Source organism: Streptomyces sp. NBC_01549 (genome assembly GCF_026339955.1).
Lineage (GTDB): Bacteria > Actinomycetota > Actinomycetes > Streptomycetales > Streptomycetaceae > Streptomyces.
The window spans coordinates 928,982-953,554 of the sequence record NZ_JAPEPW010000001.1; the positions used below are offsets into that span (position 1 = coordinate 928,982).

21 protein-coding genes, 1 pseudogene and 1 riboswitch are annotated in these 24,573 nt (G+C 70.4%); of the genes and pseudogenes, 12 read left to right on the plus strand and 10 right to left on the minus strand.

Annotation, left to right across the window (positions count from 1 at the left end):
- The first annotated feature begins 16 nt into the window (after positions 1-16).
- Genes OG819_RS03865 through OG819_RS03880 form a run of 4 tightly spaced genes read left to right on the plus strand, consistent with a single transcriptional unit; the run spans position 17 to position 5,330 of the window.
- The gene (locus OG819_RS03865) at positions 17-1,657 is read left to right on the plus strand and encodes an AMP-binding protein (RefSeq protein WP_266629109.1); all 1,641 of its coding nucleotides are present in this window, start codon (positions 17-19) and stop codon (positions 1,655-1,657) included.
- Positions 1,654-4,023: a bifunctional salicylyl-CoA 5-hydroxylase/oxidoreductase gene (locus OG819_RS03870; RefSeq protein WP_266648037.1), complete on the plus strand. Its 2,370-nt coding sequence runs from the start codon at positions 1,654-1,656 to the stop codon at positions 4,021-4,023. The genes OG819_RS03865 and OG819_RS03870 overlap by 4 nt, the downstream gene beginning before the upstream one ends.
- 38 nt (positions 4,024-4,061) lie before the next feature.
- The gene (locus tag OG819_RS03875) at positions 4,062-4,469 is read left to right on the plus strand and encodes a thioesterase family protein (RefSeq protein ID WP_266629105.1); all 408 of its coding nucleotides are present in this window, start codon (positions 4,062-4,064) and stop codon (positions 4,467-4,469) included.
- 18 nt (positions 4,470-4,487) lie between these two features.
- Positions 4,488-5,330, plus strand: coding sequence for a PaaX family transcriptional regulator C-terminal domain-containing protein (locus OG819_RS03880; RefSeq protein ID WP_266652559.1), 843 nt, complete (start codon positions 4,488-4,490; stop codon positions 5,328-5,330).
- A 280-nt stretch (positions 5,331-5,610) separates the two neighbouring features.
- Here OG819_RS03880 and OG819_RS03885 read toward each other — a convergent pair whose 3' ends face one another.
- From OG819_RS03885 to OG819_RS03895, 3 genes are all read right to left on the minus strand, one after another.
- Positions 5,611-6,906: an amidohydrolase gene (locus OG819_RS03885; RefSeq protein ID WP_266648038.1), complete on the minus strand. Its 1,296-nt coding sequence runs from the start codon at positions 6,904-6,906 to the stop codon at positions 5,611-5,613.
- On the minus strand, positions 6,867-7,235 hold the full coding sequence (locus tag OG819_RS03890) for an amidohydrolase family protein (RefSeq protein WP_266648039.1): 369 nt from the start codon (positions 7,233-7,235) through the stop codon (positions 6,867-6,869). Before OG819_RS03890 ends, OG819_RS03885 begins: the two co-directional genes overlap by 40 nt.
- Positions 7,236-7,449: 214 nt before the next feature.
- The gene (locus OG819_RS03895) at positions 7,450-8,427 is read right to left on the minus strand and encodes an Lrp/AsnC family transcriptional regulator (RefSeq protein WP_266629101.1); all 978 of its coding nucleotides are present in this window, start codon (positions 8,425-8,427) and stop codon (positions 7,450-7,452) included.
- Positions 8,428-8,539: 112 nt separating this feature from the next.
- On the opposite strand from OG819_RS03895, the gene OG819_RS03900 reads away from it, so the two are divergent.
- A complete protein-coding gene (locus tag OG819_RS03900; protein ID WP_266648040.1) occupies positions 8,540-9,994 on the plus strand; it encodes a carboxylesterase family protein in 1,455 nt (484 codons plus the stop codon).
- Between the two features lie 18 nt (positions 9,995-10,012).
- Here the strand turns inward: OG819_RS03900 and OG819_RS03905 are convergent.
- Both OG819_RS03905 and OG819_RS03910 read right to left on the minus strand, forming a co-directional pair.
- Positions 10,013-10,198 (minus strand): annotated as a pseudogene (locus OG819_RS03905) (spermidine/putrescine ABC transporter substrate-binding protein); the annotation flags it as partial.
- Between the two features lie 226 nt (positions 10,199-10,424).
- Positions 10,425-11,864, minus strand: coding sequence for a gamma-aminobutyraldehyde dehydrogenase (locus OG819_RS03910; RefSeq protein WP_266430827.1), 1,440 nt, complete (start codon positions 11,862-11,864; stop codon positions 10,425-10,427).
- A gap of 165 nt (positions 11,865-12,029) precedes the next feature.
- On the opposite strand from OG819_RS03910, the gene OG819_RS03915 reads away from it, so the two are divergent.
- From OG819_RS03915 to OG819_RS03945, 7 genes are all read left to right on the plus strand, one after another.
- Positions 12,030-12,548, plus strand: coding sequence for an Lrp/AsnC family transcriptional regulator (locus OG819_RS03915; RefSeq protein ID WP_054235338.1), 519 nt, complete (start codon positions 12,030-12,032; stop codon positions 12,546-12,548).
- Positions 12,533-13,915: an aspartate aminotransferase family protein gene (locus OG819_RS03920; RefSeq protein ID WP_266629096.1), complete on the plus strand. Its 1,383-nt coding sequence runs from the start codon at positions 12,533-12,535 to the stop codon at positions 13,913-13,915. The genes OG819_RS03915 and OG819_RS03920 overlap by 16 nt, the downstream gene beginning before the upstream one ends.
- Before the next feature lie 189 nt (positions 13,916-14,104).
- Positions 14,105-14,842, plus strand: a complete 738-nt coding sequence (locus OG819_RS03925; RefSeq protein ID WP_266586201.1) for an ABC transporter ATP-binding protein — start codon at positions 14,105-14,107, stop codon at positions 14,840-14,842.
- Entirely contained in the window at positions 14,824-16,086 is a 1,263-nt protein-coding gene (locus OG819_RS03930; protein WP_266648041.1) for a hypothetical protein, read from the plus strand. Before OG819_RS03925 ends, OG819_RS03930 begins: the two co-directional genes overlap by 19 nt.
- A 149-nt stretch (positions 16,087-16,235) precedes the next feature.
- Positions 16,236-16,643, plus strand: a complete 408-nt coding sequence (locus OG819_RS03935) for a VOC family protein (RefSeq protein ID WP_266586199.1) — start codon at positions 16,236-16,238, stop codon at positions 16,641-16,643.
- A gap of 57 nt (positions 16,644-16,700) precedes the next feature.
- Positions 16,701-17,816, plus strand: coding sequence for an LOG family protein (locus OG819_RS03940; protein ID WP_266629090.1), 1,116 nt, complete (start codon positions 16,701-16,703; stop codon positions 17,814-17,816).
- A 149-nt stretch (positions 17,817-17,965) separates the two neighbouring features.
- Positions 17,966-18,664: an LAETG motif-containing sortase-dependent surface protein gene (locus OG819_RS03945; RefSeq protein WP_266629088.1), complete on the plus strand. Its 699-nt coding sequence runs from the start codon at positions 17,966-17,968 to the stop codon at positions 18,662-18,664.
- 223 nt (positions 18,665-18,887) lie between these two features.
- On the opposite strand, the gene OG819_RS03950 is transcribed toward OG819_RS03945, so the two are convergent.
- The 5 genes from OG819_RS03950 to rlmN all read right to left on the minus strand — a co-directional run bounded on the left by OG819_RS03950 (position 18,888) and on the right by rlmN (position 24,286).
- Positions 18,888-19,031 (minus strand): hypothetical protein, encoded by a 144-nt coding sequence (locus OG819_RS03950; RefSeq protein ID WP_266629086.1) that lies wholly within the window; start codon positions 19,029-19,031, stop codon positions 18,888-18,890.
- 10 nt (positions 19,032-19,041) lie between these two features.
- Positions 19,042-20,109: an ABC transporter ATP-binding protein gene (locus OG819_RS03955; RefSeq protein WP_266634706.1), complete on the minus strand. Its 1,068-nt coding sequence runs from the start codon at positions 20,107-20,109 to the stop codon at positions 19,042-19,044.
- A gap of 53 nt (positions 20,110-20,162) precedes the next feature.
- On the minus strand, positions 20,163-21,839 hold the full coding sequence (locus OG819_RS03960; protein ID WP_266648043.1) for an iron ABC transporter permease: 1,677 nt from the start codon (positions 21,837-21,839) through the stop codon (positions 20,163-20,165).
- On the minus strand, positions 21,815-22,891 hold the full coding sequence (locus tag OG819_RS03965) for a thiamine ABC transporter substrate-binding protein (RefSeq protein WP_266648045.1): 1,077 nt from the start codon (positions 22,889-22,891) through the stop codon (positions 21,815-21,817). The genes OG819_RS03960 and OG819_RS03965 overlap by 25 nt, the downstream gene beginning before the upstream one ends.
- A gap of 79 nt (positions 22,892-22,970) precedes the next feature.
- Positions 22,971-23,089, minus strand: a riboswitch (TPP riboswitch).
- Between the two features lie 90 nt (positions 23,090-23,179).
- Positions 23,180-24,286, minus strand: coding sequence for a 23S rRNA (adenine(2503)-C(2))-methyltransferase RlmN (gene rlmN, locus OG819_RS03970; RefSeq protein ID WP_266629080.1), 1,107 nt, complete (start codon positions 24,284-24,286; stop codon positions 23,180-23,182).
- Positions 24,287-24,573 lie beyond the last annotated feature (287 nt).

A 24,573-nucleotide genomic window follows, 5' to 3' on the forward strand; every position in this document is an offset into this window, starting at 1 on the left:
CAGAAAGGAACCCTCGATGGCCCTCGCGCCCTCCGCCTACCCGGACACGTTCGCCCGCGACCACCTCCCCCCGCACCACCTGTGGCCGGTCCTCGAATTCACCACAGCCGAACTCCAGTACCCCGAACGCCACAACGCCGCCACCGAGATCATCGACGTACCCGCCACCGCCTTCGGCCCCGACCGTCCCGCCCTGCGCACGCCGGAGGGCGAGGTGTGGACCTACGGCGAACTGCTGCGCCGCGCCAACCAGGTCGCCCACGTGCTCACCGAGGACCTCGGCCTGATACCCGGCAACCGGGTGCTGCTGCGCTCCCCGAACAACCCGTGGACCGTCGCGGCCTGGCTCGGCGTCCTCAAGGCCGGCGGCATCGTCGTGACGACCATGGCGGCCCTGCGGGTGCGCGAGCTCACCCCCATCGCGGAGAAGACCCGCCCCGCCGTCGCACTGGTCGACCACCGGTACACACGGGACGTCGAGGCCGTACGCGACACCGTCCTGCCGGACCTCACGATCGTGCCGTACGGCGGCGACGCACCCGACGACCTGACCCGCCGGACGGCGGCGAAGCCCGCGGAGTTCACCGCGGTGGACACGGCCGCTGACGACGTGGCCCTCTTCGGGCCCACGTCGGGCAGCACCGGCATACCGAAGATCACCACCCACTTCCACCGCGACCTCCTCTCCATCGACAACACCTTCGGCCGGCACACACTCCGGCTGCGGCCCGACGATCTCGTGTCGTGCACCGCGCCGCTCGCGTTCACCTTCGGCCTCGGCATCCTGGTGGTCTGCGCCCTGCGCGCCGGCGCGTGCGCACTGCTGACCGAGGCCGTCGCACCGGAGCCGCTCGCCGACCTCGTCGCCAAGACGGGGGTCACCGTCCTCGCGACCGCGCCGACGGCGTACAAACAGATCCTCAAGTCCGGCAAGGCGGACCGGCTGCGCGGTCTGCGCACCGCGGTCAGCGCCGGGGAGCACATGCCGGACGACGTGTGGCAGCAGCTGCACGCCGAGACCGGGATCAGGGTCGTCGACGGCATCGGGGCCACCGAGATGATCCACATCTTCATCTCCGCCGCCGGTGACGACATCCGCCCCGGAGCGACCGGAAGACCAGTCCCTGGCTACCGCGCCACCGTCCTCGGCCCCGACGGCGAGGAGGTCGGCCCCGGTGTCGAGGGACGGCTGGCGGTGATCGGCCCGGTCGGCTGCCGCTACCTCGACGACCGGCGCCAGGAGACCTACGTCGTCAACGGCTGGAACGTCACGGGCGACACCTACATCCGCGACGAGGACGGCTACTTCCGCTACCGCACCCGTACGGACAACATGATCGTCTCCTCCGGCTACAACATCGGAGGCCCCGAGGTCGAGGCCGCGATCGACACCCACCCGGACGTGATCGAGTGCGCGGTGGTCGCCAAGCCCGACCCCGAACGCGGCTCGGTCGTGTGCGCGTTCGTCGTGCTGCGCGAGGGGGTGGCCGGCGACGACGCCAAGGCCAAGGACATCCAGAACTACGTCAAGGCCCGGCTCGCGCCGTACAAGTACCCGCGCGCGGTGCGCTTCAGCGACGCCCTGCCCCGTAACACCAGCGGGAAGCTCCAGCACTACCTGCTGCGCCAGTTGATCGAGAAGGAGAACCAGGCATGAGGATCGCAATCGTGGGGGGCGGCCCGGGCGGGCTCTACTTCGCCGCTCTGATGAAGCAGCTGGACCCCTCCCACGAGATCACCGTCTGGGAACGCAACGCCCCCGATGACACCTTCGGCTTCGGGGTGGTCTTCTCCGACGAGACCCTCGGGGGCATCGAGAACGCCGACACCGTCGTCCACGACGCGATGGAGAACCGATTCGCCCGGTGGACCGACATCGACATCGAGTTCAACGGGCACCCGTTCACGGTCGGGGGCCAGGGCTTCGCGGCGATGTCCCGCAAGGACCTGCTGCACATCCTCCAGGAGCGAGCCTCCGCGCTGGACGTCACCGTGCACTACCTGACCACCGCGCCGGACCCGGACGAACTGCGCGAGTCCCACGACCTCGTGGTCGCGGCGGACGGGCTCAACTCGGCCGTGCGGACCAAGTACGCCGACGCCTTCGGCCCCTCCTTGGACCGGCGGACGAACAAGTACATGTGGCTGGGCACCGACCGGGTCTTCGAAGCCTTCCAGTTCTTCGTCAAGCAGACGGAGTTCGGGACCATGCAGATCCACGGCTACCCGTACTCCGACGCCGGATCGACCTTCATCGTCGAGATGCAGGAGGACGTGTGGCGTCGCGCCGGCTTCGACGCGACCGAGGGCACGGTGTTCCCGCCCGGGGTCTCCGACGAGCGGGCCGTCGCACAGATCCGTGAGATCTTCGCCGGGGAACTGGCCGGTCACACACTCCTGACCAACAACTCGAAGTGGCTCAACTTCACCACCGTCCGCAACCGGCGCTGGCACCACCACAACGTCGTCCTGCTCGGCGACGCCGCCCACACCGCCCACTTCTCGATCGGCTCCGGCACCAAGCTGGCGATGGAGGACGCCCTGTCCCTGGCCGCCTGTCTGCACGAACACCCCACCGTCACCGAGGCGTTGACGGCGTACGAGACCGAGCGCCGTCCGGTGGTGGAGTCCACGCAACGCGCCGCCCAGGCCTCGCTGGAGTGGTTCGAGAACATCGGCATGTACGTCGGCCAGGACCCCGCGCAGTTCTGCTTCAACCTGCTCACCCGCTCCCGCAGGATCACCTTCGACAACCTCAAGGACCGCGACCCCGGCTTCGCCGAGCTGATCGAGCGCGGCTTCGCGCAGGCACAGGGGCTGCCGGAGGCGGCCCCGGCGATGTTCCAGCCGTTCTCGATCGGCGGCCTGGAACTGAAGAACCGGATCGTGCTCTCCCCGATGGACATGTACTCGGCCGTGGACGGCGTACCGGACGACTTCCACCTGGTCCACCTGGGCTCCAAGGCGCTCGGCGGCGCCGGCCTGGTCATGACTGAGATGGTCTGCGTCTCACCCGAGGCACGGATCACCCCGGGCTGCTCGGGCCTGTGGAACGACGAGCAGCGCGAGGCGTGGGCCGAGGTCACCGCCTTCGTCCACGAGCGCAGCACAGCGAAGATCGGGCTCCAGCTCGGCCATGCGGGCCGCAAGGGCTCGACCAGGCTGATGTGGGAGGGCATCGACCAGCCGCTCGACGAGGGCAACTGGGAGGTGCTCGGCCCCTCCGCACTCCCCTACGGCGCGGGCAGCCACGTACCGCGCGAGATGACCCGTGCGGACATGGACGCGGTCCTCGCCGACTTCGCGGCCGCCGCCAGGCGGGCCGGCGACGCGGGCTTCGACCTCCTCGAAGTACACGCCGCCCACGGCTACCTGCTCTCCTCCTTCCTCACCCCCGTCGCGAACCACCGGACGGACGAGTACGGCGGCGAGTTGGCCAACCGCCTGCGCTTCCCTCTGGAGGTCTTCGACGCCGTCCGGGCCGCCTTCCCCGCCGACCGCCCGGTGACCGTACGCATCTCGGCGACCGACTGGACCCCCGACGGAAACACCGAACACGACGCGGTCGAGATCGCCCGGGCCTTCGTCGCCCACGGAGCGGCGGCCGTCGACGTCTCCTCCGGCCAGGTCACCAAGGACGAGAAGCCCGCGTTCGGCCGGTCCTACCAGACCCCGTTCGCCGACCGCATCCGCCACGAGGTCGCCGCCCCGGCGGGGACGGCCGTGATCGCCGTGGGCGCGATCTCGTCGTACGACGACGTCAACTCGATCCTGCTCGCCGGCCGCGCCGACCTGTGCGCGCTCGGCCGCACCCACCTCTACAACCCGCAGTGGACCCTGCAGGCGGCCGCCGAGCAGGAGTACCGCGGCCCGGGCGCCCAGTGGCCGACGCAGTTCGCGGCCGGCCGCCGCAAGCCTCCCACCTCACGCACCGACGCGGTCCGCCCGCGCCTCGCGCTGCTGCGCGAGGCCCCCCGGGACGCCGTCCACCTGCGGTGGACGCCCGGCCGGACGACGGGATGAGCCGCCCGGGCCGCCCGTTCGGTGTCCACCGTGCCCGCGTGGAATGGGTGGACACCGACGCCGCCGGGATCTACCACAACACCACCGTCGTGCGGTTCGCCGAGGCGGCGGAGGCCGCGCTGATGCGGGAGCGCGGTGTCCCCGGCTACTTCCCGGTGGCGCCCAGGGTGCGCTACGAGGCGGAGTTCGAGGCACCCCTCCTGTTCGGCGAGGAGGTGGAGACCCGGGTCGAGCTCATCCGCCTCGGCCGGTCCTCGATGACCTTCGCCTTCGAGGTGTGGCGGGAGGCCTCCGCCGGCCGGCCACGCCGACGTGCCGCCCGGGGCAGCTACGTCACCGTGCACGTCCCCGGCAAGGAAGCGGGCGGCAGCGCGCCCTGGCCGGCCGCCTGGCGCACGGCGCTGGCCGAAGGGGTGTACCCGGAGGTGGTCGACCGACTCCGGTAAAATTCCGCTTTCGTGACCATGAGCGACCTCGTCGACGACGACCCGACCCAGGCGGCACCGCCGCGATCCCTGATCGTGACGGTCTACGGCCTCTACGCGCGCGAGGTCGGTGGCTGGATCGGGGTGGGCACCCTGATACGGCTGCTCTCCGAACTCGGCGTCGACGCCCAGGCGGTCCGCTCGTCGATCTCCCGTCTCAAGCGCCGCGAGATCCTGCTGTCGGAGCGGCGCGACGGCCGGGCGGGCTACGCGCTCTCGCCGTACGCCCGCTCTGTCCTCGAGACCGGTGACCGGCGTATCTTCGAGCGCCACGCCGCCCCCGCCGACGGCTGGGTCATCGCCGCCTTCTCGGTACCGGAGAGCGAGCGGCAGCACCGCCACCAGCTCCGGTCACGACTCACCTGGCTGGGCTTCGGCACCGTCGCGTCGGGAGTCTGGATCGCTCCCGCCCACGCCCTCGACGACACCCGCGACCACCTGCTCCGCCACGGCCTGGACCAGTACGTCAACCTCTTCCGCGGCGACTACGTGGCCTTCGGGGACCCCGCCGACCAGGTCAGCCGCTGGTGGGACCTGGCAGCACTCCAGGGCCTCTACGACGAGTTCGTCGCCAGGTTCACGCCTATGGCCACGCGTGCGGCCGAGACCGAGAAGAACACGGCGTCCCGGGACGCGTTCGTCGACTACGTCCACGTCCTGACAGCCTGGCGACGCTTCCCCTACCTCGATCCGGGCCTGCCCGCCGCCCTCCTCCCGGCCACCTGGTCCGGCACAACGGCAGCGGACCTCTTCTTCGAGCTCCGGCGCACCTTGGAGGAGCCGGCACACGAGTTCGCGCGGGGCCTGCTGGCCGACTCCTAGGGCCTGTCTGACAATTCCCGTCGTCGCCCGAAGGGCGGCCTGGCGGCGTCAGGTGCGTGCTCTCGGCGTGCCGGCCCCAGTCCCGCGTACTGGATGTACTCGGGTCTGGGGCCGGTGCGGCGAGTGGGGGCACCTCCCACGCCCTTGAGGCAGTGGGGGAGCGTGCATGGCGTCGCCAGGCAGGCGGGAATTGTCAGACAGGCCCTAGCGGTCTCGCACATGTCCTGGACGGCCGCCGTGCCGCATACGAAGGCATGCACGGCCGCCGTCCCGGCCCGGCCTACCGCGCGTCTGCGGGTGTGATCAGGAGGCCGCCGACGAAGGTGTGCGTCGCGTTGAGGTCGCGCAGCGCGTCGCCGGGGCAGTGGGCGGGGTCCTGGTCCCAGACGGTGAGGTCGGCGAAGCGGCCGGGGGTGAGGGTGCCGCGCAGGTGCTCCTCGCCGCACAGGCGGGCGGCGTTGACGGTGTGCAGGGCGACGGCTTCGTCGTAGGTGATGGCGTGCTCGGGGCCCTTGACGCCGATGACGGTCTGCCGGGTGGTCATGCCCCACACGGAACGCATGGCGCCGAACTGGCCGACCGGGAAGTCGGAGCCCGCGCTGACCTGGGCGCCCAGGTCGACCCAGCCGCGGGCCGGGAAGAGGCGGGCGACCCGCTCCGGGCCCCAGAAGACCTCCTCGACCTCGGCGGTGTCGTGCAGCAGCGGCTGCTGGATGGTGACCGGGATGCCGAGGGCGACGGCGCGGGCGCGCTGCTCGGGGCCGGCGAGGCCGCCGTGCTCCATGACCAGCGAACCGGCAGGCAGGCCGGGGTTGCGCTCCAGGACGCGTTCGTAGACGTCGAGGAGGGTACGGACGGCCCGGTCGCCGTAGGCGTGCGTGCCGACCCGCCAGCCGCGCCGGACCACCGCCTCGACCGCCTCGACCAGCGCGTCCGGCTCCCAGATCAGCATCCCGGAGAAGGAGTGGTCACAGGCGTACGGCTCCTCGGTGGCACCGGCCTCCAGGCCGCCGTCGAGGCCGAACTTCACGCCCCACACCGACAACTGCGGGTCGGAGGTGTCGCGCCACTCTTCCATGACGTCGAGCAGGTCCTCCACCTGGGCCGCGCTGGTCATGCCGAGCGCCGAGATCAGCGCGCGCACCCGGGTGTGCAGCGCTCCGGCCTCGCGGGCGGCCCGGAGCACCCGGTAGTCCTCGGGGGTGACCGCGCAGTCGCGCACGGTGCCGATGCCGGTGGCGGCGTAGTCGCGGGAGGCGATCCGCAGTCCCTCGACGCGCTGGGCCCGGTCCGGGGCCGGGACCAGACGCTCGACCAGGTGCAGGGCGTTGTCGACCAGCCGCCCGTCCAGCCTGCCGTCGGCGCCGATGCCGATGGTGCCGCCGGGCGGTACGGGGGTGTCCTTGGTGATGCCCGCGAGACGCAGCGCGTAGCTGTTGACGACGTCGTTGTGGCCGCCGCGCTTGACCAGGACCGGGTGCCGGTCGGTGGCGGTGTCGAGTTCGGCCGCGGTGGGCAGGCGGCGCTCGGCCAGGTTCAGTTCCTGCCAGTTGGTGGTGGTGTTGTGCGGATCCACTCGCCCTCCGGGGTGACCGCGGCCCGCTCCCGGATCAGGTCGAGGAACTCCGGGATGGTGCGGGCCCGGTGCACGGGGACGTCCTGGGCGCCGAGCGCGGCGAAGATCATGTGGGTGTGGGTGTCGTCGAAGGCGGGCAGCACGGTGGCGCCGGGCAGGTCGTGGACCCTGGTGTGCGCGCTCACCAGGTGGTCGAGGCCGTTCGGGTCGGGTGAGAGGGCCGCGATGCGGTCGCCCCGTACGGCCAGCGCCCGCTGCGGAGCCTGGCCGGGCACCAGGGTGTGCACGGCATCGGCCCGGATCAGCAGATCGGCTCCGTGGTCAGTCATCGTCATCTCCATGCCATCTCGAAGTGTTTCGGAGCGTGTCAGGGACGCCGCGAGTGGCCGGGACCGTACTCGGCTGACCGTTGGTCCGCCGCGTCCGCTGACGAGACCGTTGTACGAGCCGTCAGCTGATTCACGTACGTTCGGTGGTGATGAATGCATGAAATGCGCCACGGTGCTGGGCTGCGATGCAGATCATGCGCCAAACGCTCGACGCTCAGAGGCTGCCGGGGCGGACCAGCCCGGTCCTCTTGACCCCGGTCAGGATGGGGGTGACCTCGATGGTGGAGACGTGTTCGAGGGCGCCGATGGTGTCGCTCAGGAAGTGGTAGAGCGCGTTGAGGTCGGCTGCCGCGACGGCCACGAGGAGGTTGGCCGGGCCGGTGGTGGCGGACGCGAAACGGACCTGTGGGTGACGGCTGAGTTGTCGGCCCGTCTCCTCCAGGCCGCCCGGCGCGACGGTGATCCACAACAGCGCCTCGGTGCGGATGCCCAGCCGGGCGAGATCGACCTCGGTCGCGAGTCGGATGACCTGGCCGCCCACCAGCGCCTCCAGGCGGCGGCGGGCGGTGAGGGCGGTGGTGTCGGCGCGGCGCGCGAGGTCGGTGTAGGAGGCCCTTCCGTCCTCGGTCAGCGCGGCGATCAGCTGGTGGTCGAGGGGCAGGAGGCCGGTACGGCCGGGTGTCGCAGGCGCGTTCGGCCGCAGGCTGGTCAGCTCGGCCTTTGACAGCAGGCCGCCGCTCCAGTCGAAGGCGGCGGGAAAGACCCGCAGGAGGACATGAGAGGTCCACGACTGGACCGCGGGGGTGGCGGGGAGGTCGCGCAGTAGCAGCGCGTTGCGTGCGTCCGGGCCGTCCAGGAACAGGATGGTGCAGATTTCGTCCCCGCCGCCGAGGACGTCCACCCAGATGGTGTCGGGGTGGCGGGCCAGGGTGGCGGCGATGGCGGTGATCCGGTTGGGGCGGCACCGGATGCGCAGGGCCAGCGGAATCAGATCGGGGAAGTGCGTGGGGTTGCGCACGGCTGTGGCACGCAGCGTTCCGTCGTGGAACAGCGGCGACGCACGGCGCACCACGGTGCGCTCCGAGATGCCCAGGACGCGGCCGACCGTACGCCACGAGGCGCGCGGGGCAGCCAGTATCGCGGCGGCGATCCGGCTGTCTGTTTCATCCAGACTGTGGCGCACTTTCTCCATGCAGCAGCATTCTATGTCCTTCTTTCGCGCATCCAGGTGCTTCTTCTGGCTCAGATTGCTCTGGCCGCATAGAAACGGTCACAGAGCAGCCGAGGTGGGAGAGGTGAGCACGATGACAGGTACCGAGAGCCAGGTCGTGGACACGGACCGGGGCAAGGTCAGGGGCGTCACAGAGGGTGAGGCGATCTCCTTCCGGGGAATCCCGTATGCCGCCTCGCCCGTCGGTGAGCTGCGTTTCGCGCCGCCGCAGCCGCACCCGGGCTGGCTGGGAGTGCGGGAGGCGGTGACGGCCGGACCGGCAGTACCGCAGGCAGCCTCCCGGCTGGAGCAGGTGATGGGACAGCGCGTGCCGGACTGGAACGAGGACGGCAGCCTGACCGTGAACGTCTTCACCCCGCGGCGGGCACTGGAGGACAGGGCGCCCCGCCCGGTCCTGGTCTGGTGGCACGGGGGCGGCTTCACCAGCGGCTCCGGCGGCTGGGACTGGTACGACGGTGGCCGCCTCGCCGCACTGGGCGACATCGTGGTGGTGACCGCCAACTACCGGGTGGGACCGCTGGGCTACTTGTACCTGCCGGAGATCGGCGCCGCGAACTCCGGCCCCCAGGACCAGGCCGCCGTGCTGCGTTGGGTGCGGGACAACATCGCCTCCTTCGGCGGCGACCCGCGCACCGTGACGGTCGGCGGACAGTCGGCCGGAGCGTACTCCGCCCTGTCGCTGGCGCTCGACCCGCAGACCACGGGACTCGTCACCCGGGTACTGCTGGAAAGCGGCCCCTTCGGCCTGCCCCCGCAGGACCCGCAGAACGCGGCCGAGAACGCCGAGGCATACCTGCGGCTGCTCGGCGTCCAGAGCGGCGCGGACACCGCGAAGACGCTGCGTGCACTGCCGGTCGAGCAGTTGCTGTCCGCGTACGGCCGGCTCGCGGGTCAGCTTGCGCGTCCGGGCAACGCGGCCCCGCCGATGTATCCGGTGCTCGGCGGCCCCGGCGTGCCCCGCACCTGGCAGCGAGCTCTCGCGGACGGCGCCCTGGAGGGCAAGGCTCTACTGATCGGCACCACCCGGGACGAAGCGACGGCCTTCTTCGCCTTCGACCCGCGCATCCAGAACCTCACCGCCACCGGCGCGCTGGACATCCTCGCCGGCCAGATCGGCGAACAGGACGCCCACGAGGTCTTCCGGCGGCATGCCGCCCGGCTTCCGCAGGCGACGCCGGCGCAGATCTTCACCGCGGTCCAGACCGATGAGCTGTTCCGCGACGGCGCGCTGCAGATCGCCGACCACCACGCGGCCGGCGGCAACGCCACCTACGCCTACCAGTTCGACTACCAGCCGGCCGAGGACGCACACGCCCTGGGCGCCACCCACTGCGGCGAACTGCCCTTCCTCTTCAACACCTTCGACGCCTACCCGGACAGCCCGATGCTGGGCAGGCCCACAGATGCCCAACGCGCCCTGGGACACACCTTCGCGACCGCCGTCACCGAGTTCGTCACCACTGGATCGGTGAACGACTGGCTGCCCTACGCGACCTCAACGGCCGCCCGCATCCGGCATTTCGCCTGAGCCGAGGAGGGCCGTTGTGTGGTCCGTGTCGTCGGTGTCTATGTAGAGCGGCCAGTTCGCCCAGGTCAGCCGCTTGTCGCGGGCCGAGAGGTCGGCTCCGGCGCGGTCACCGGGTGACACATACGCGGCGGGCACCCCGCAGCCCGTGAGGGCCCCTAGTGCCGCACCCCCGCCCAGGGCGCGCAGCAGGGACCGGCGGGACATCGGCGAGGTCTTCCGAATCTCTGGCACTCCGGCAGCATGCCTTCTGCGACTCGGCGCGAACAATGGACGCTGCGTCGAGCACTCGCGCGCCGACCCGACACCCTGTCGACCGGCTCGTTACCGGGCGGTTACGCCCGGACGCCGGCGGCGAATCCGCCGCCGGGGACACCCTCCTCGGAAAACCGTGAACACTTAAGCGCTTAAGTGTTCACGGTTTCTGTACGGACTACGCGTCCAGCGACGTCATCACGTGCTTGATCCGCGTGTAGTCGTCGAAGCCGTACGCCGACAGGTCCTTGCCGTAGCCGGACTTCTTGAAGCCGCCGTGCGGCATCTCGGCGACCAGCGGAATGTGGGTGTTGATCCACACGCAGCCGAAGTCGAGGGACTTGGACAGGCGCATCGCGCGGCTGTGGTCCTTCGTCCAGACCGAGGAGGCGAGGGCGTAGTCGACGCCGTTGGCCCACTCGATGGCCTGGGCCTCGTCCGTGAAGGACTGGACGGTGATGACCGGCCCGAAGACCTCGTTCTGGATGATCTCGTCGTCCTGCTTGAGGCCCGAGACGACGGTCGCGGCGTAGAAGTAGCCCTTGTCGCCGACCTGTTGGCCGCCCGCCTCGACCTTGGCGTGCGCGGGCAGCCGCTCGATGAAGCCGGCGACCTGCTTGAGCTGGTTCGGGTTGTTCAGCGGGCCGTAGAGCACGTCCTCGTCATCCGGCTGGCCGGTCTTCGTCTCGGCGGCGGCCTTGGCGAGCGCGGCGACGAACTCGTCGTGGATGGACTCCTGGACGAGGACGCGGGTGGCGGCCGTACAGTCCTGGCCCGCGTTGAAGAAGCCCGCGACCGAGATGTCCTCGACGGCCTTGGCGATGTCGGTGTCCTCGAAGACCACGACCGGGGCCTTGCCGCCCAGCTCCAGGTGGACCCGCTTGAGGTCCTTGGACGCCGACTCGGCGACGGACATGCCCGCGCGTACGGAGCCCGTGATGGAGGCCATCGCGGGGGTCGGGTGCTCGACCATCGCGCGGCCGGTCTCGCGGTCGCCGCAGATGACGTTGAAGACACCCTTGGGCAGGATGCCACCGATGATGTCGGCGATCAGGACGGTGGAGGCGGGGGTGGTGTCCGAGGGCTTGAGGACCACCGTGTTGCCCGCCGCGAGCGCCGGGGCGAACTTCCACACCGCCATCATCATCGGGTAGTTCCACGGCGCGACCTGCGCGCAGACGCCGATCGGCTCGCGACGGATGATGGAGGTCATCCCCTCCATGTACTCGCCGGCCGAGCGGCCCTCGAGCATCCGCGCCGCACCCGCGAAGAAGCGGATCTGGTCGACCATGGGCGGGATTTCCTCGGACCGGGTCAGCCCGATCGGCTTGCCGGTGTTCTCGACCTCGGCCGCGATCAGTTCCTCGGCCCGCTCCTCGAACGCGTCCGCGATCTTCAGGAGGGCCTTCTGGCGCTCGGCGGGCGTCTGGTCGCGCCAGGCCGGGAAGGCCGCGGCGGCGGCCGCCATGGCGGCGTCCACGTCGGCCTGACCGGACAACGGCGCGCTCGCGTACGCCTCGCCGGTCGCGGGGTTGACGACCTCGGTGGTCCGCCCGTCGGCGGCATCCCGGAACTCACCGTCGATGTAATTGCGCAGACGACGCAGCTCGGTGCTCACTGCCGGCCCTCCAAGTTCAGGTGTCCAATCGCTGAGACACCCACCCTAATCCGTGGCCCCACGTTTTCAACACCCCTGGTCACCCCTTGACTGCGAAATCCGCAAGCTACGGCCTCGTAAACAACGAATTTCATCGCCACAGCCTTGCGCAACCGTCGAGACGTCATGCACAGTGAGCTCGTGGCCAGTCGAAGCGCAGACCCCAGGGACTCCACCCGCGAGTCCAGGAACGGCAGTCCCCAGCTGGACTCCGTCTCCCTCGCCATCATCGAGCAGCTCCAGCAGGACGGACGCCGCCCGTACGCAGCGATCGGCAAGGCCGTGGGCCTGTCCGAGGCGGCCGTGCGCCAGCGCGTCCAGAAGCTGCTCGACCAGGGCGTGATGCAGATCGTCGCCGTCACGGACCCGCTCACCGTGGGCTTCCGCAGGCAGGCGATGGTCGGCGTCAATGTCGAGGGCGACCTCGACCCGGTGGCCGACGCGCTGACCGCCATGTCGGAAGTCGAGTACGTGGTGATGACCGCGGGCTCGTTCGACATCCTCGCCGAGATCGTCTGCGAGGACGACGACCACCTGCTGGACGTCATCAACAAACGCATCCGGGCCCTGCCCGGGGTGCGCTCCACCGAGAGCTTCGTCTATCTGAAGCTCAAGAAGCAGACCTACATGTGGGGAACCCGATAGCCGTGAGCACCAAGGACCTCAGCAAGACCGCGTACGACCACTTGTGGATGCACTTCACCCGCATGTCCTCGTACGAGAACGCGCCCGTTCCCACCATCGTCCGTGGTGAGGGCACCTACATCTACGACGACAAGGGCAAGCGCTACCTCGACGGTCTCGCGGGCCTGTTCGTGGTCCAGGCGGGCCACGGCCGCACCGAACTCGCGGAGACGGCGTTCAAGCAGGCGCAGGAGCTGGCCTTCTTCCCGGTGTGGTCCTACGCCCACCCCAAGGCCATCGAGCTCGCCGAGCGCCTCGCGAACTACGCTCCGGGCGACCTGAACAAGGTCTTCTTCACCACGGGCGGCGGCGAGGCCGTCGAGACCGCGTGGAAGCTCGCCAAGCAGTACTTCAAGCTGCAGGGCAAGCCGACCAAGTACAAGGTCATCTCGCGCGCGGTCGCCTACCACGGCACCCCGCAGGGCGCCCTGTCCATCACCGGCCTGCCGGCCCTCAAGGCCCCCTTCGAGCCGCTGGTCCCGGGCGCCCACAAGGTCCCGAACACCAACATCTACCGCGCCCCGCTCTTCGGCGACGACCCGGAGGCCTTCGGCCGCTGGGCCGCCGACCAGATCGAGCAGCAGATCCTCTTCGAGGGCCCGGAGACGGTCGCGGCCGTCTTCCTGGAGCCGGTGCAGAACGCCGGCGGCTGCTTCCCCCCGCCGCCCGGCTACTTCCAGCGCGTGCGCGAGATCTGTGACCAGTACGACGTACTGCTGGTGTCGGACGAGGTCATCTGCGCCTTCGGCCGCCTCGGCACGATGTTCGCCTGCGACAAGTTCGACTACGTACCGGACATGATCACCTGCGCCAAGGGCATGACCTCGGGCTACTCCCCGATCGGCGCCTGCATCATCTCCGACCGCCTGGCCGAGCCGTTCTACAAGGGCGACAACACCTTCCTGCACGGCTACACCTTCGGCGGCCACCCGGTCTCCGCCGCGGTCGGCCTCGCCAACCTCGACATCTTCGAGCGCGAGGGCCTCAACCAGCACGTCCTCGACAACGAGGCCAACTTCCTCCAGACCCTGCAGAAGCTGCACGACCTGCCGATCGTCGGCGACGTCCGCGGCAACGGCTTCTTCTACGGCATCGAACTGGTCAAGGACAAGGCCACCAAGGAGACCTTCACGGACGAGGAGTCGGAGCGCGTGCTCTACGGCTTCGTCTCCAAGAAGCTCTTCGAGTACGGCCTCTACTGCCGCGCCGACGACCGCGGTGACCCGGTCATCCAGCTGTCGCCGCCGCTGATCTCCGACCAGTCGACCTTCGACGAGATCGAGGGGATCGTCCGTCAGGTGCTGACGGAGGCGTGGGCGAAGCTCTGATCTTCCTCCCGGATGATCAACAACGGCCCCGGTGCCGCCCGTTCGAGTGAGAAAGGGCGCCCCGGGGCCGCGTGCTGTCCGCCCTGACGGCCCCGACTCCCTAGCGTGCCCAGTGACCGATCGGCCCTGCCTTCGTTCCCTCGTCCGGGGGATTGGCAGCGCAAATCTGATCTGAACGAGGTGTACGCGATGGTGGCCCCGCCGGACAACGACGTGCTCTGGGCACGCGCCCTGCACGTCAAGCACAACGGCTCGCCCGCGCTCAGCGGTGTCTCGCTCGGCATCCGCGACGGCGAGATCCTCGCCGTTGGCGGCCCGCGCGGCAGCGGCAAGACGACCCTGCTCCAGTGTCTGTCGGGGCAGCTGCTGCCCCAGCAGGGCGAGGTCTGGTTCAACAGCACGCCGGTGCACACCATGGACCCCGTCACCCGCGAACGGCTGCGCCGCGACCGCTTCGGCTGGATCGACCCCACGCCCGTCCTCGTACCGGAACTGAACGCCTGGGAGAACGCGGCGCTGCCCCTGATGCTGCGCGGCTGCGGCCGTCGGGCCGCCAAGACCGCCGCCCTCGAATGGCTGGAACGCCTCGACATCCGTGACTGCGCCCGCAAACGCCCGCACGCCCTGCTCCAGACCGAGCGGCAGCGCGTCGCCATCGCCCGGGCGCTCGCCCTCTCCCCCAAGGTGCTCTTCGCCGACGAACCGTCCGCCCCGCTGCACCGCGCGGACGGCGACCACGTCCTGCGCACCCTCACCTCGGCGGCCCGCTCTCACGGCATCACGGTCGTCCTCGCCACGCACTACGCGGACACCGCGGCCCTCGCCGACCGCACGGTGTCGCTGCTCGACGGACGGCGCGTGAACACCCTCCATCTGCCCCCGGTCGTCGAGGCGGAAGGCCGGGCCGCGTGCTCGCTCTCCGTCTAGCCCTCGGGGCTCACTCCCTCGTCCAGCTGCGCAGACTCCTTGTCGTCGCCGCCTCGGCGGGCACCGGCTTCCTGCTGCTGTGCACGCTGGGGTACGCACTGGCGCACCCGGACCCCTCGGCCGGCGCGCTGCTCCGACTCCTGTGGTGCCTCGCGCCCGCCGCCGCCACCGTGCACTTCGCGGTCGCGGTCGCCCGTACGGACCCGGGAACTCGGCCGCGCCCCGGGCTCTCGGCAGTCGGACTCGGCCCCGGCCGGCTGATGGCGATCTCGGCCGTCACCACCGCCCTGTCGACCACGCTCGGCTCGATCCTCGCGCTGCTCGTCTTCCTGCACCTGCGCGGCGACCTCCCCGGCATGTCCTTCGACGGCGACGCGGCGGCCTTCCTCGCCTCCGACCAGCCGCTGCCCCTGCCCGCGGCCCTGACCCTGCTGCTCCCGGTCCCGCTGGCCGCCTCCCTGGCGACCGCGGTGGCACTGCGACCGCGGAGTCCCCGGCCGACCCGCCCCAGGCCGACCCGTCCCCGACGGCCGGGCGCCGACGGCGACTCCTCCCGTGAGCCGTCCCGTACGCGCGCCAAGTCCGGCCCGTACGCCGACCAGCCGGGGCGCCCGCTGGATCCGCAGCAGCCCGCCCCTCCGCTACCCACCCCCGGGGGACTGCCCTGGGGCATCGCCGTCCTCGCGGCAGGCCTTGCCGTGGAGGCGTACGCGAGCCGTTCGGGACCCGGCCTGGCGCTGCCCGGCCGCTTCACGGGCGGCCCTGCCCGGGTGTTCGGCGGCTGGTCCCTGACCGCGCTCGGGCTGATGCTGGCCGCGCCCGCGATCACGCACCTGTGCGGGCGGCTGCTCCAGGCCGTACGCCCCGGCGCGCTGCGGCTGCTGGCCGGGCGCGTGCTCCAGGAGGAGGCCCGGCGCATCGGGCGCCCGCTCGGCGTGGTGTGCGCGGTCGCGTCCGGCGCGTACGCCATGGCGACCGTGTACTCCGGGGCGCGCCCCTCGTTCGGTCCGCTCAGCACGCTCGGGGCGCTGCTCGTGGCCGGGTGCACCGTCGCGACCCTGCTGACCGCGGCGGTCGAGGCCAAGCACGCGCGCGCCGACACCACGGCCGCGCTGCTGCGCCTGGGAGCACCGACCACGGTGCTGCGGGGCGCCGCGCTGCTCCGCGCGGGCGCGCTGCTCGCCGCGTTCGGCCCGCTGACCTGGGTGGTCGCTGAACTCGCGGCGCTGCCGCTGACGCGCTGAGACGCGTACGCGCTTCCTTCCCGCTTCCTTCCCGTGCTTCCCGCCTTCTTCCCGCTCTTTTCCCGGCGAGCGATGAGTTCCGCGCGGAGGAGCGGTCTACCTCTGCGAACGGCACCGCATCACTTCACCCGCACCGGGAGAGGCCCCTCATGTACCAGCAGATGATCTTCGTGAACCTCGCCGTGAACGACGTCGACACCTCGAAGAAGTTCTTCACCGAGCTCGGCTACACGATCAACCCGCAGTTCACGACGGACGACTGCGCCTGTGTCGTCATCAGCGACACGATCATCGCGATGCTGCTGAGCAAGCAGCGCTACGCGGACTTCACGAAGAAGGACATCGCGGACCCGACGAAGACCAGCGAGGTGCTGTTGTGTCTGAGCGCCGAGAGCCGCGAGAAGGTCGACGAGCTCTGTGACAAGGCCCTCGCCGCGGGTGGCTCGGGGACCCGGGAGGCCCAGGACCAAGGCTTCATGTACGGCCGCGCCTTCGACGACCCGGACGGCCACACCTGGGAGGTCATGTGGATGGACCCGGCGGCGGTCCAGGGCTGAGCCCCGGGGGGACACCGACGCGCGTGTCCCCCTCAAGGGAGGCCCTAGCATGGCCGCGTGCAGCCAACCCCCCTCCATGCCGCCCATGACCGCGAGATCGAGTCCCTCGCCGAGTTCGACAAGGTCGTCTCGGAGCACGGCTCGCTCACCCGGTTCCGCGTCCAGGCCGTGGATCTGACGGACCGTACGGACGCCCTGCTCACCATGGACACCGCGGGCGCCGTCTTCCTCGGCTGTCCGATGGCCCCCGAGGCGGCGGCACGTGTACGAGGCACGGGCGCGCTCGTCTTCCCGCCCATACCCGGGCTGCCCTTCGACCCCTACCGCGGGCTCCTCTACTCCCCGGACGAGCTCTTCGCGTCGCTCGACGTCGGCTACGAGGCGACCCCGGACGCCCTCGCGTACACCTGGTTCCAGCAGACCAAGGCCGACGGCGACGTCTTCGCGTCGATGCTGCGCGCGATCCACGACGACTCGGTGTCGGACGCGCTCGACGAACTCCTCGTCGGCACCCGAGTGGTGGGAGTGATGGGCGGTCACGCGATGGCACGCGGCACGGAGGCGTACGAGGGCGCCGCACGCCTGGGGCGCGAACTGGCGCGCGCCGGACTCATGGTCGCCACCGGCGGTGGCCCCGGCGCGATGGAGGCCGCGAACCTCGGCGCGTACGCCGCCGCGTTCGACGACGAGATGCTCACCAAGGCACTCCAGCTTCTCGCCGAGGCGCCGTCGTTCACCCCCTCCATCAGCGACTGGGCGGGTGCCGCCTTCGCCGTGCGCGAGCGCTGGCCGGACGGCGGCCCCTCCGTCGGCATCCCGACCTGGTTCTACGGCCACGAGCCGCCGAACGCCTTCGCCGCCCACATCGCCAAATACTTCGCCAACGCGACCCGGGAGGACGGGCTGTTGGCCCGCTCGAACGCGGGCGTCGTCTTCCTGCCGGGCGCCGCCGGGACCGTACAGGAGATCTTCGACAACGCGACCCCGAACTACTACGAGTCGCGCGGCGAGCCCACCCCCATGGTTCTGGTGAACCGTGCGCATTGGACCGTAAAACTTCCCACTTGGCCCCTTCTCCAGTCACTTGCCCGCGAGCGGTCCATGGAGTCCCGGATCGCGTTGGTGGACCGGATCGAGGAGGCACCGGAGGCGCTCAAACGCCTCGGTGGTTAATGACAAGGCAAAACCGACGGCACGGCAGGGCATATGCATTGACAGCACTTAGGTGGCGCTTATAGACCTGTGAGGCCCGAGGGGGCCCTGTTGACACAGCAGAACCCCCCTTAAACCCCCCGCAGTTGCGCATTCTGTGAAGGGCAATCGTGTCCATATCTCGCCGTACCGCACGTTCCGTGCGAATCCTCGGTGTCGCCTCCGCCACCGCCGCGCTCGCGCTCGGTGCCGCCGGCAACGCCCTTGCTTGCAACATCAGTGAGTTCTCCGCCGAAGCCAAGTGCGACGGCGCCAAGGGCATCATCTCCGTCACGGACGTGGACGCCTCCGGCACTCCGGCGGTCGTCTCCGTGTTCCTCGAGAACAACGGTGCCGACGTGCAGAAGGTCGGCCAGCAGGAGGTCAAGGGCTCGCGCGAAGGTGTCACCATCACCTTCGCCGAGGACTGGAAGCCGAACGCCACGTACCGCGTCCACGTCAAGGCCGGGAACCAGGTCGACAAGGACATCCCGACGAACGTGACCGCTCCGTCCACGGCATGCGCGACCACCGAGTCGCCGTCGCCGTCGGCGTCGGCCTCGGAGACCCCGAAGCCGTCGGAGACCCCGTCCTCGCCCGCCTCCTCGGAGACGCCTTCCGCGAACCCGTCGGAGTCGGAGAGCAGCGCCGCTCCCGCGACGCCGGGCGACAACGCCCCGTCGCCCGCGGCCGGTAGCTCCAACCTCGCCGAGACCGGTGCGAACTCCAACACGCCGATGATCGCCGGTATCGCCGGTGCCCTCGTGGTGGTCGGCGGCGGAGCGGTGTTCTTCGGCATGCGTCGCCGCGGCGCCTCGAAGTCGAGCTGAACCGCACACCGTACGTCTGAGTGAAACGTGTGGCCCGCCCCTCTCGAAGGGAGCGGGCCACACGCCTGTCCGGGTGGTGCGCCTGCTACCCGAAGGTCGCCCGCTCCAGCCAGAAGTCCAGCAGCTCCCGCTCCCCCAGCACCTCCAACCGCGCGTCGTCCAGCGGGAGTCGGCGGTAGAAGGCGAGACGCCGAGTGGGTCATCGAGCTCACCGAGGAGGGCGTCACCTGGCGCCGGAACCACGAGAAGGCGACCGTGCCACATCGGGCGCCACCTCGTACGGCAGCCCGGCCGCCGGCGTCGCGTCGGCGCGGTGGATCACCAGCTCGATCGCGTCGCAGTAGCGGTCATGTGCGAGTGGCGTCATGATCCGTACCTTATGGCGCCGGCGGCTCTCCGAGCACGACGATTTCGGCTGCCTCGAACACCACGCCGACCTCGTCACCGGGCGCGGGCGCCTCCCGTAGCGCGCACGCCGCCTCGATGCGCGGCGCGCCTTCCGGCAGTAGCTGTACGGCGACGTGGGTGCCTCGGAAGGTGCGTGCGGCCACGGTGCAGCGCAGCCCGTCCGCGGGGGCGACCAGCCGTACACCGGCGGGCCGTACAAGGAGCGTGCCGGGTCCCTGCGGGGTACCCTCCGGTACCGGGAGCCTCCCCCATGGGGTGTCCGCGATCCGGTCACGCACCGTCGCCGCCACCACGTTGTCGAAGCCGAGGAACCGTGCCACGAACTCGTCCCCCGGGTGCTGCCAGACCTCAAGTGGCGTGCCGGACTGGGCGATCCGCCCCTCACGCATCACCACGACCCGGTCGGCGAGCGCGAAGGCCTCGCCCTGGTCGTGGGTGACCGCGAGCACGGTCGTGCCCAACTCTCCGAAGAGCTGCCGGAGTTCGACGACGAGCCGTTCGCGCAGCGAGCGGTCCAGCTGGCCGAGCGGCTCATCGAGCATCAGCAGCCGGGGGCGCGGCGCGAGCGCACGGGCCAGCGCGACCCGCTGCTGCTCACCGCCGGAGAGGGCGGCGACGGCGCGCGCACGAGCCCCCGGCAGCCCCACGAGTTCCAGCAACTCCTCGACCCGTACGGCCTGTTGGGCCTTCGACGCGCCGTGCATACGCAGCCCGAAGGCGACATTGCCGCCCACGTCCCGCTGCGGGAAGAGCTGATGGTCCTGGAACATGAGTCCGACGCCCCGCTTGTGCGCGGGCACCCCTGCCTGGTCGCGTCCCGCCAGGAGCACGTGGCCCGCGTCGAGCGACTGCAATCCGGCCACCGCGCGCAGCAGCGTGGACTTGCCGCTGCCGCTGGGTCCGAGCACACACACGATCTCGTGCTCGGCGACGTCGAGGCCGACGGCGTCGAGCACCGGCCGACCGCCGAAGCGTACGGTCGCGGCCTCGACCCTCAGCAGGGCGTTACGCGTCCGGGGATGCACCGGCGTCGGCATCCGCTCATGCGTCTCCTGCGCCACCTCTGTCGCTTGCTTCGCGAGCCGCGCCATCAGAACTCCCCCGTCCGGTCGGTGCGGATGCGCTCCAACAGCAGCAGGGCCACCGCGCACACCACCATCAAGATCGTCGAAAGGGCCATCGCCTGGCCGTAGTTGAGGTCACCCGCGCGCCCGAGCAGCCGGGCCACGGCGACCGGCAGGGTCGGGTTGTCGGGCCGCGCGATGAAGACCGTCGCCCCGAACTCGCCCAGCGACACGGCGAAGGCGAACCCCGCCGCGATCAGCAGCGCCCGCCGCACCATCGGCAGATCGACCTCCCGCCACACCCGCCACGGCGACGCCCCGAGGACGGCTGCCGCCTCCCGGAGCCGCCCGTCCACCGCCCGCAGCACCGGCAGCATGGTCCGTACGACGAAGGGGACACCCACCAGCGCCTGCGCGAGCGGCACCAGGATCCACGAGGAGCGCAGATCCAGCGGCGGTTCGTCGAGCGCGATCAGGAAGCCGAACCCGACGGTCACGGCGGACACACCGAGCGGCAGCATCAGCAGCGCGTCGAAACCCCGTACGAGACGCCCGGTCCGCCTGGTGAGCGCGGCGGCCGCCAGACCGCCGATCACGACGGCGATGGCGGTGGCGGCGAGCGCGTACTCCAGCGAGTTGCCGATCGCCGCGATCGGTGCCACCAGGAAGATACCGCTGTCGGCCGAGGTCAACGCCTTGTAGTACGCGAATCCGTAGCCGCCCGGTGCGTCCAGGGACCGCTGGACCAGTACGCCGAGCGGCAGGACGAGCAGGACGAGGATGCTCGCCAGGACCCCGCCCAGCAGCGCCCACTGACCAGCCCCACACGGTCGGCGCGCGGTCACTTCCGGAGCCACCAGACGCAGGGCGGTCTCCCGGCGGCGTACGGTCCACGCGTGCACGGCGAGAATCGCGCCGACGGCCACGAACTGGACGATCGTCAGTACCGCCGCGGTCGCGAGGTCGAAGATCTCCGAGGTCTGCCGGTAGATCTCGACCTCGAGAGTGGAGAAGGTCGGCCCGCCGAGGATCTGCACCACACCGAACGAGGTGAAGGTGAAGAGGAAGACCATCAGCGCGGCGGCGGCCACGGCCGGGCTCAGCGCCGGCAGCGTCACCCTGCGCCAGGCCGCGAACCGGGAGGCGCCCAGCATCCGCGCGGCCTCCTCCTGACGCGGGTCCAGCTGCGACCAGAGCCCGCCGACCGTCCGTACGACCACCGCGTAGTTGAAGAAGACATGCGCGAGCAGAATCGCCCAGACGGTGGTGTCCAGCCGTACGCCCCACAGCTGGTCAAGGAATCCGCCCCGGCCTACGAGGGCGAGGAACGCCGTACCGACCACGACCGTCGGCAGGACGAACGGGACCGTCACCACCGCCCGCAGCACCTGCTTGCCCCTGAAGTCGAAGCGCGCGAAGACATACGCGCCGGGGAGCGCGATCAGCAGCGTGAGCGCCGTGGAGGCGAGCGCCTGCCAGGTGGTGAACCACAGGACGTGCCGGATGTCGGACTGCGCGAGCACCTCACCGATCCGCCCGAACCGCCAGACCCCGTCGATCTTGAGGCCGCGGGCGACGATCGCGGCGACGGGGTAGGCGAAGAAGACGGCGAAGAACGCGACGGGCAGGGCCATCAGCCCGATCCGCGTCGCGCTCTCCTTGCGGCTCCTTCGAGGCGCTACTTCAGTACGAGCGAGGTCCACGACTTGACCCACTGGTCACGGTTGTCGGCGATCTTGGCGGGGGCCATGGTCTCGGGGTGCTCGGCCTGGGGGCCGAACTTGACGAATTCCTCGGGCACCTGAGCGGTCTCGCGGACCGGGTACACGAACATGTTCAGCGGCATGTCCTCCTGGAACCTCATGCTGATGAGGAAGTCGAGGAGTGCCTTGCCGCCCTTCGTGTTCTTCGCGTCGCTCAGCAGCCCCGCGTACTCGATCTGCCGGAAACAGGTGCCGCTCGCGACCCCGGTCGGCGCGGTCTTCGGCTTCGGGTCGGCGTAGATCACCTCGGCGGGCGGCGAGGAGGCGTACGAGACGACCAGCGGCCGGTCGGCCTTGGCCTTCTTGCCGCCCGCGGACCCGGAGAATTCGTCGTTGTAGGCCTGCTCCCAGCCGTCGACCACCTTCACGCCGTTGGCCTTGAGCTTCTTCCAGTAGTCCTGCCAGCTGTCGTCGCCGTACTTCGCGGCGGTCCCGAGCAGGAAGCCGAGGCCGGGCGAGGACGTGGACGCGTTCTCGGTGACGAGGAGGTTCTTGTACGCGGGCTTGATCAGGTCGTCGAACGAGGTGGGCGGGGCCAGCTTGTGCTTGCTGAAGTAGGCCTTGTCGTAGTTGACGCAGATGTCACCGGAGTCGATGGGCGTGACCCGGTGCTTGTCCTGGTCGATCCGGTACTGCTGGACGATCTGGTCGGAGCCCTTGGCCTCGTACGGCTGGAACAGCCCGTTGTCGAGCGCACGGGACAGCAGGGTGTTGTCGACGCCGAAGAAGACGTCGCCCTGCGGGTTGTCCTTGGTGAGGATGGCCTTGTTGACGGCCTGCCCGGCGTCGCCGTCCTTGAGGACCTTGACCTTGTACCCGGACTGCTTCTCGAAGTCCCCCAGCACGCTCTTCGACACGGCCCACGAGTCGTGGCTGACGAGCGTGACGGTCTTGGGGTCCCCGGCCCCGCCGCTGTCGGAGGACCCGCACGCGGACAGCGTGACGAGGCCCAGCCCGATGACCACGGCCGTGGTCGTCCTCTTGATGCTCACTGAATTCCTCCTGGGATGACCAGGAAGAGACGCGGCCCTGCCCGGGATCCTCGGAAGGTTCCCGGGCAGGGCGCAACAGCTTGAGTGATGCCCGAACTTCCTACCCAGAATGACCTGGGCAAGGTTCAGAGGGTCTGCGGCCCACCGGTGCTCCGGCTACCGCACTCTCAGCGCTGTGGCGCTCCCCTGTCGGAATATGAAGATGTCGGAATATCGAATTGCACTGACTGGCACGGTGACGGGCACTGGCCGGTGGCACTGCCCGAAAGGGAACTGCCGCGGATCAGACTATCGCTCGGTCGCGGCCAGCTGACCGCATGCCCCGTCGATCTCCTGGCCCCGGGTGTCCCGGACGGTCACCGGCACACCATGGGCCGCGATCGCCTCGACGAACGCCTTCTCGTCCTCGGGCCGCGAGGCGGTCCACTTCGAACCCGGCGTCGGGTTCAGCGGGATGAGATTGACGTGCACGGGCTTGCCCTTGAGCAGCCGCCCGAGCCGGTCACCGCGCCATGCCTGGTCGTTGATGTCCCGGATGAGGGCGTACTCGATGGACAGCCGACGTCCGGACTTGGCCGCGTACTCCCAGCCGGCGTCCAGCACCTCGCGCACCTTCCACCGCGTGTTGACGGGGACGAGGGTGTCGCGCAGATCGTCGTCCGGGGCGTGCAGCGAGATGGCGAGGCGGCACTTGAAGCCCTCGTCGGAGAACCGGTGGATCGCGGGCACCAGCCCGACCGTCGACACGGTGATCCCGCGCTGCGAGAGCCCGAGCCCGTCCGGCTCGGGGTCGGTGAGCGCGCGAATGGCGCCCACGACCCGCTTGTAGTTGGCGAGCGGCTCGCCCATGCCCATGAAGACGATGTTGCTCAGCCGCGCCGGGCCGCCCGGGATCTCGCCGTCCCTGAGGGCCCGCATCCCGTCCACGATCTGGTGCACGATCTCACCGGTGGACAGGTTCCGGTCCAGCCCGGCCTGTCCGGTGGCACAGAAGGGGCAGTTCATCCCGCAGCCCGCCTGCGAGCTGATGCACATGGTCACCCGGTCCGGGTAGCGCATCAGCACGGACTCGACGAGCGTGCCGTCGAACAGGCGCCACAGGGTCTTGCGGGTGGTGTCCTGGTCGGTCGACAGGTGCCGCACGACCGTCATCAGCTCGGGAAGCAGCGCCTCCTGGAGCTTGCCGCGCGCGGCGGCCGGGATGTCCGTCCACTCCGCGGGGTCGTGCGCGAACCGCGCGAAGTAGTGCTGCGAGAGCTGCTTGGCGCGAAACGGCTTCTCACCGATCGCGGCAACCGCCTCTTTACGCTCGGCGGGCGTGAGGTCGGCGAGATGCCGCGGCGGCTTCTTGGCTCCGCGGGGGGCGACGAATGTGAGTTCTCCGGGCTTAGGCATGGCCATACCAGTGTCGCAGATCGAATTGCGTGACCTGGGCCGCGAGCCGTGCGGGGTGGTCGTCATGGGCCGTCGCCGGTCGTCGCCGGGCCTTGCCTGGGGGGACTCGGGGCTTGGCACGCCCGCCTGTGCTGATCAGGCACCGTCGCTTCCCTTGCCGGTGCGGCAGCGGACGTACCCAGCCGCGGAGCGTTGCCGGGCGGGCCAGGAGGCGGCGCGTCGGCAGATCCGCAGACCGCGCTCGGAGCCGCCCTGACCTGCCGTTTCCCGGCCCGAGGGCGCCCTCG

Excerpts from the sequence above, each read along its gene's own strand:
- OG819_RS03915 (WP_054235338.1), top strand. The coding sequence starts at position 12,030 with ATGCACAGTGAGCTCGTGGCCAGTCGAAGCGCAGACCCCAGGGACTCC.
- OG819_RS03925 (WP_266586201.1), top strand. The coding sequence starts at position 14,105 with ATGGTGGCCCCGCCGGACAACGACGTGCTCTGGGCACGCGCCCTGCAC.
- OG819_RS03935 (WP_266586199.1), top strand. The coding sequence starts at position 16,236 with ATGTACCAGCAGATGATCTTCGTGAACCTCGCCGTGAACGACGTCGAC.
- OG819_RS03895 (WP_266629101.1), bottom strand. The coding sequence starts at position 8,427 with ATGGAGAAAGTGCGCCACAGTCTGGATGAAACAGACAGCCGGATCGCC.
- OG819_RS03950 (WP_266629086.1), bottom strand. The coding sequence starts at position 19,031 with ATGACGCCACTCGCACATGACCGCTACTGCGACGCGATCGAGCTGGTG.
- OG819_RS03955 (WP_266634706.1), bottom strand. The coding sequence starts at position 20,109 with ATGCCGACGCCGGTGCATCCCCGGACGCGTAACGCCCTGCTGAGGGTC.
- OG819_RS03865 (WP_266629109.1), top strand. The coding sequence starts at position 17 with ATGGCCCTCGCGCCCTCCGCCTACCCGGACACGTTCGCCCGCGACCAC.
- OG819_RS03870 (WP_266648037.1), top strand. The coding sequence starts at position 1,654 with ATGAGGATCGCAATCGTGGGGGGCGGCCCGGGCGGGCTCTACTTCGCC.
- OG819_RS03890 (WP_266648039.1), bottom strand. The coding sequence starts at position 7,235 with ATGACTGACCACGGAGCCGATCTGCTGATCCGGGCCGATGCCGTGCAC.
- OG819_RS03880 (WP_266652559.1), top strand. The coding sequence starts at position 4,488 with ATGAGCGACCTCGTCGACGACGACCCGACCCAGGCGGCACCGCCGCGA.
- OG819_RS03900 (WP_266648040.1), top strand. The coding sequence starts at position 8,540 with ATGACAGGTACCGAGAGCCAGGTCGTGGACACGGACCGGGGCAAGGTC.
- rlmN (WP_266629080.1), bottom strand. The coding sequence starts at position 24,286 with ATGCCTAAGCCCGGAGAACTCACATTCGTCGCCCCCCGCGGAGCCAAG.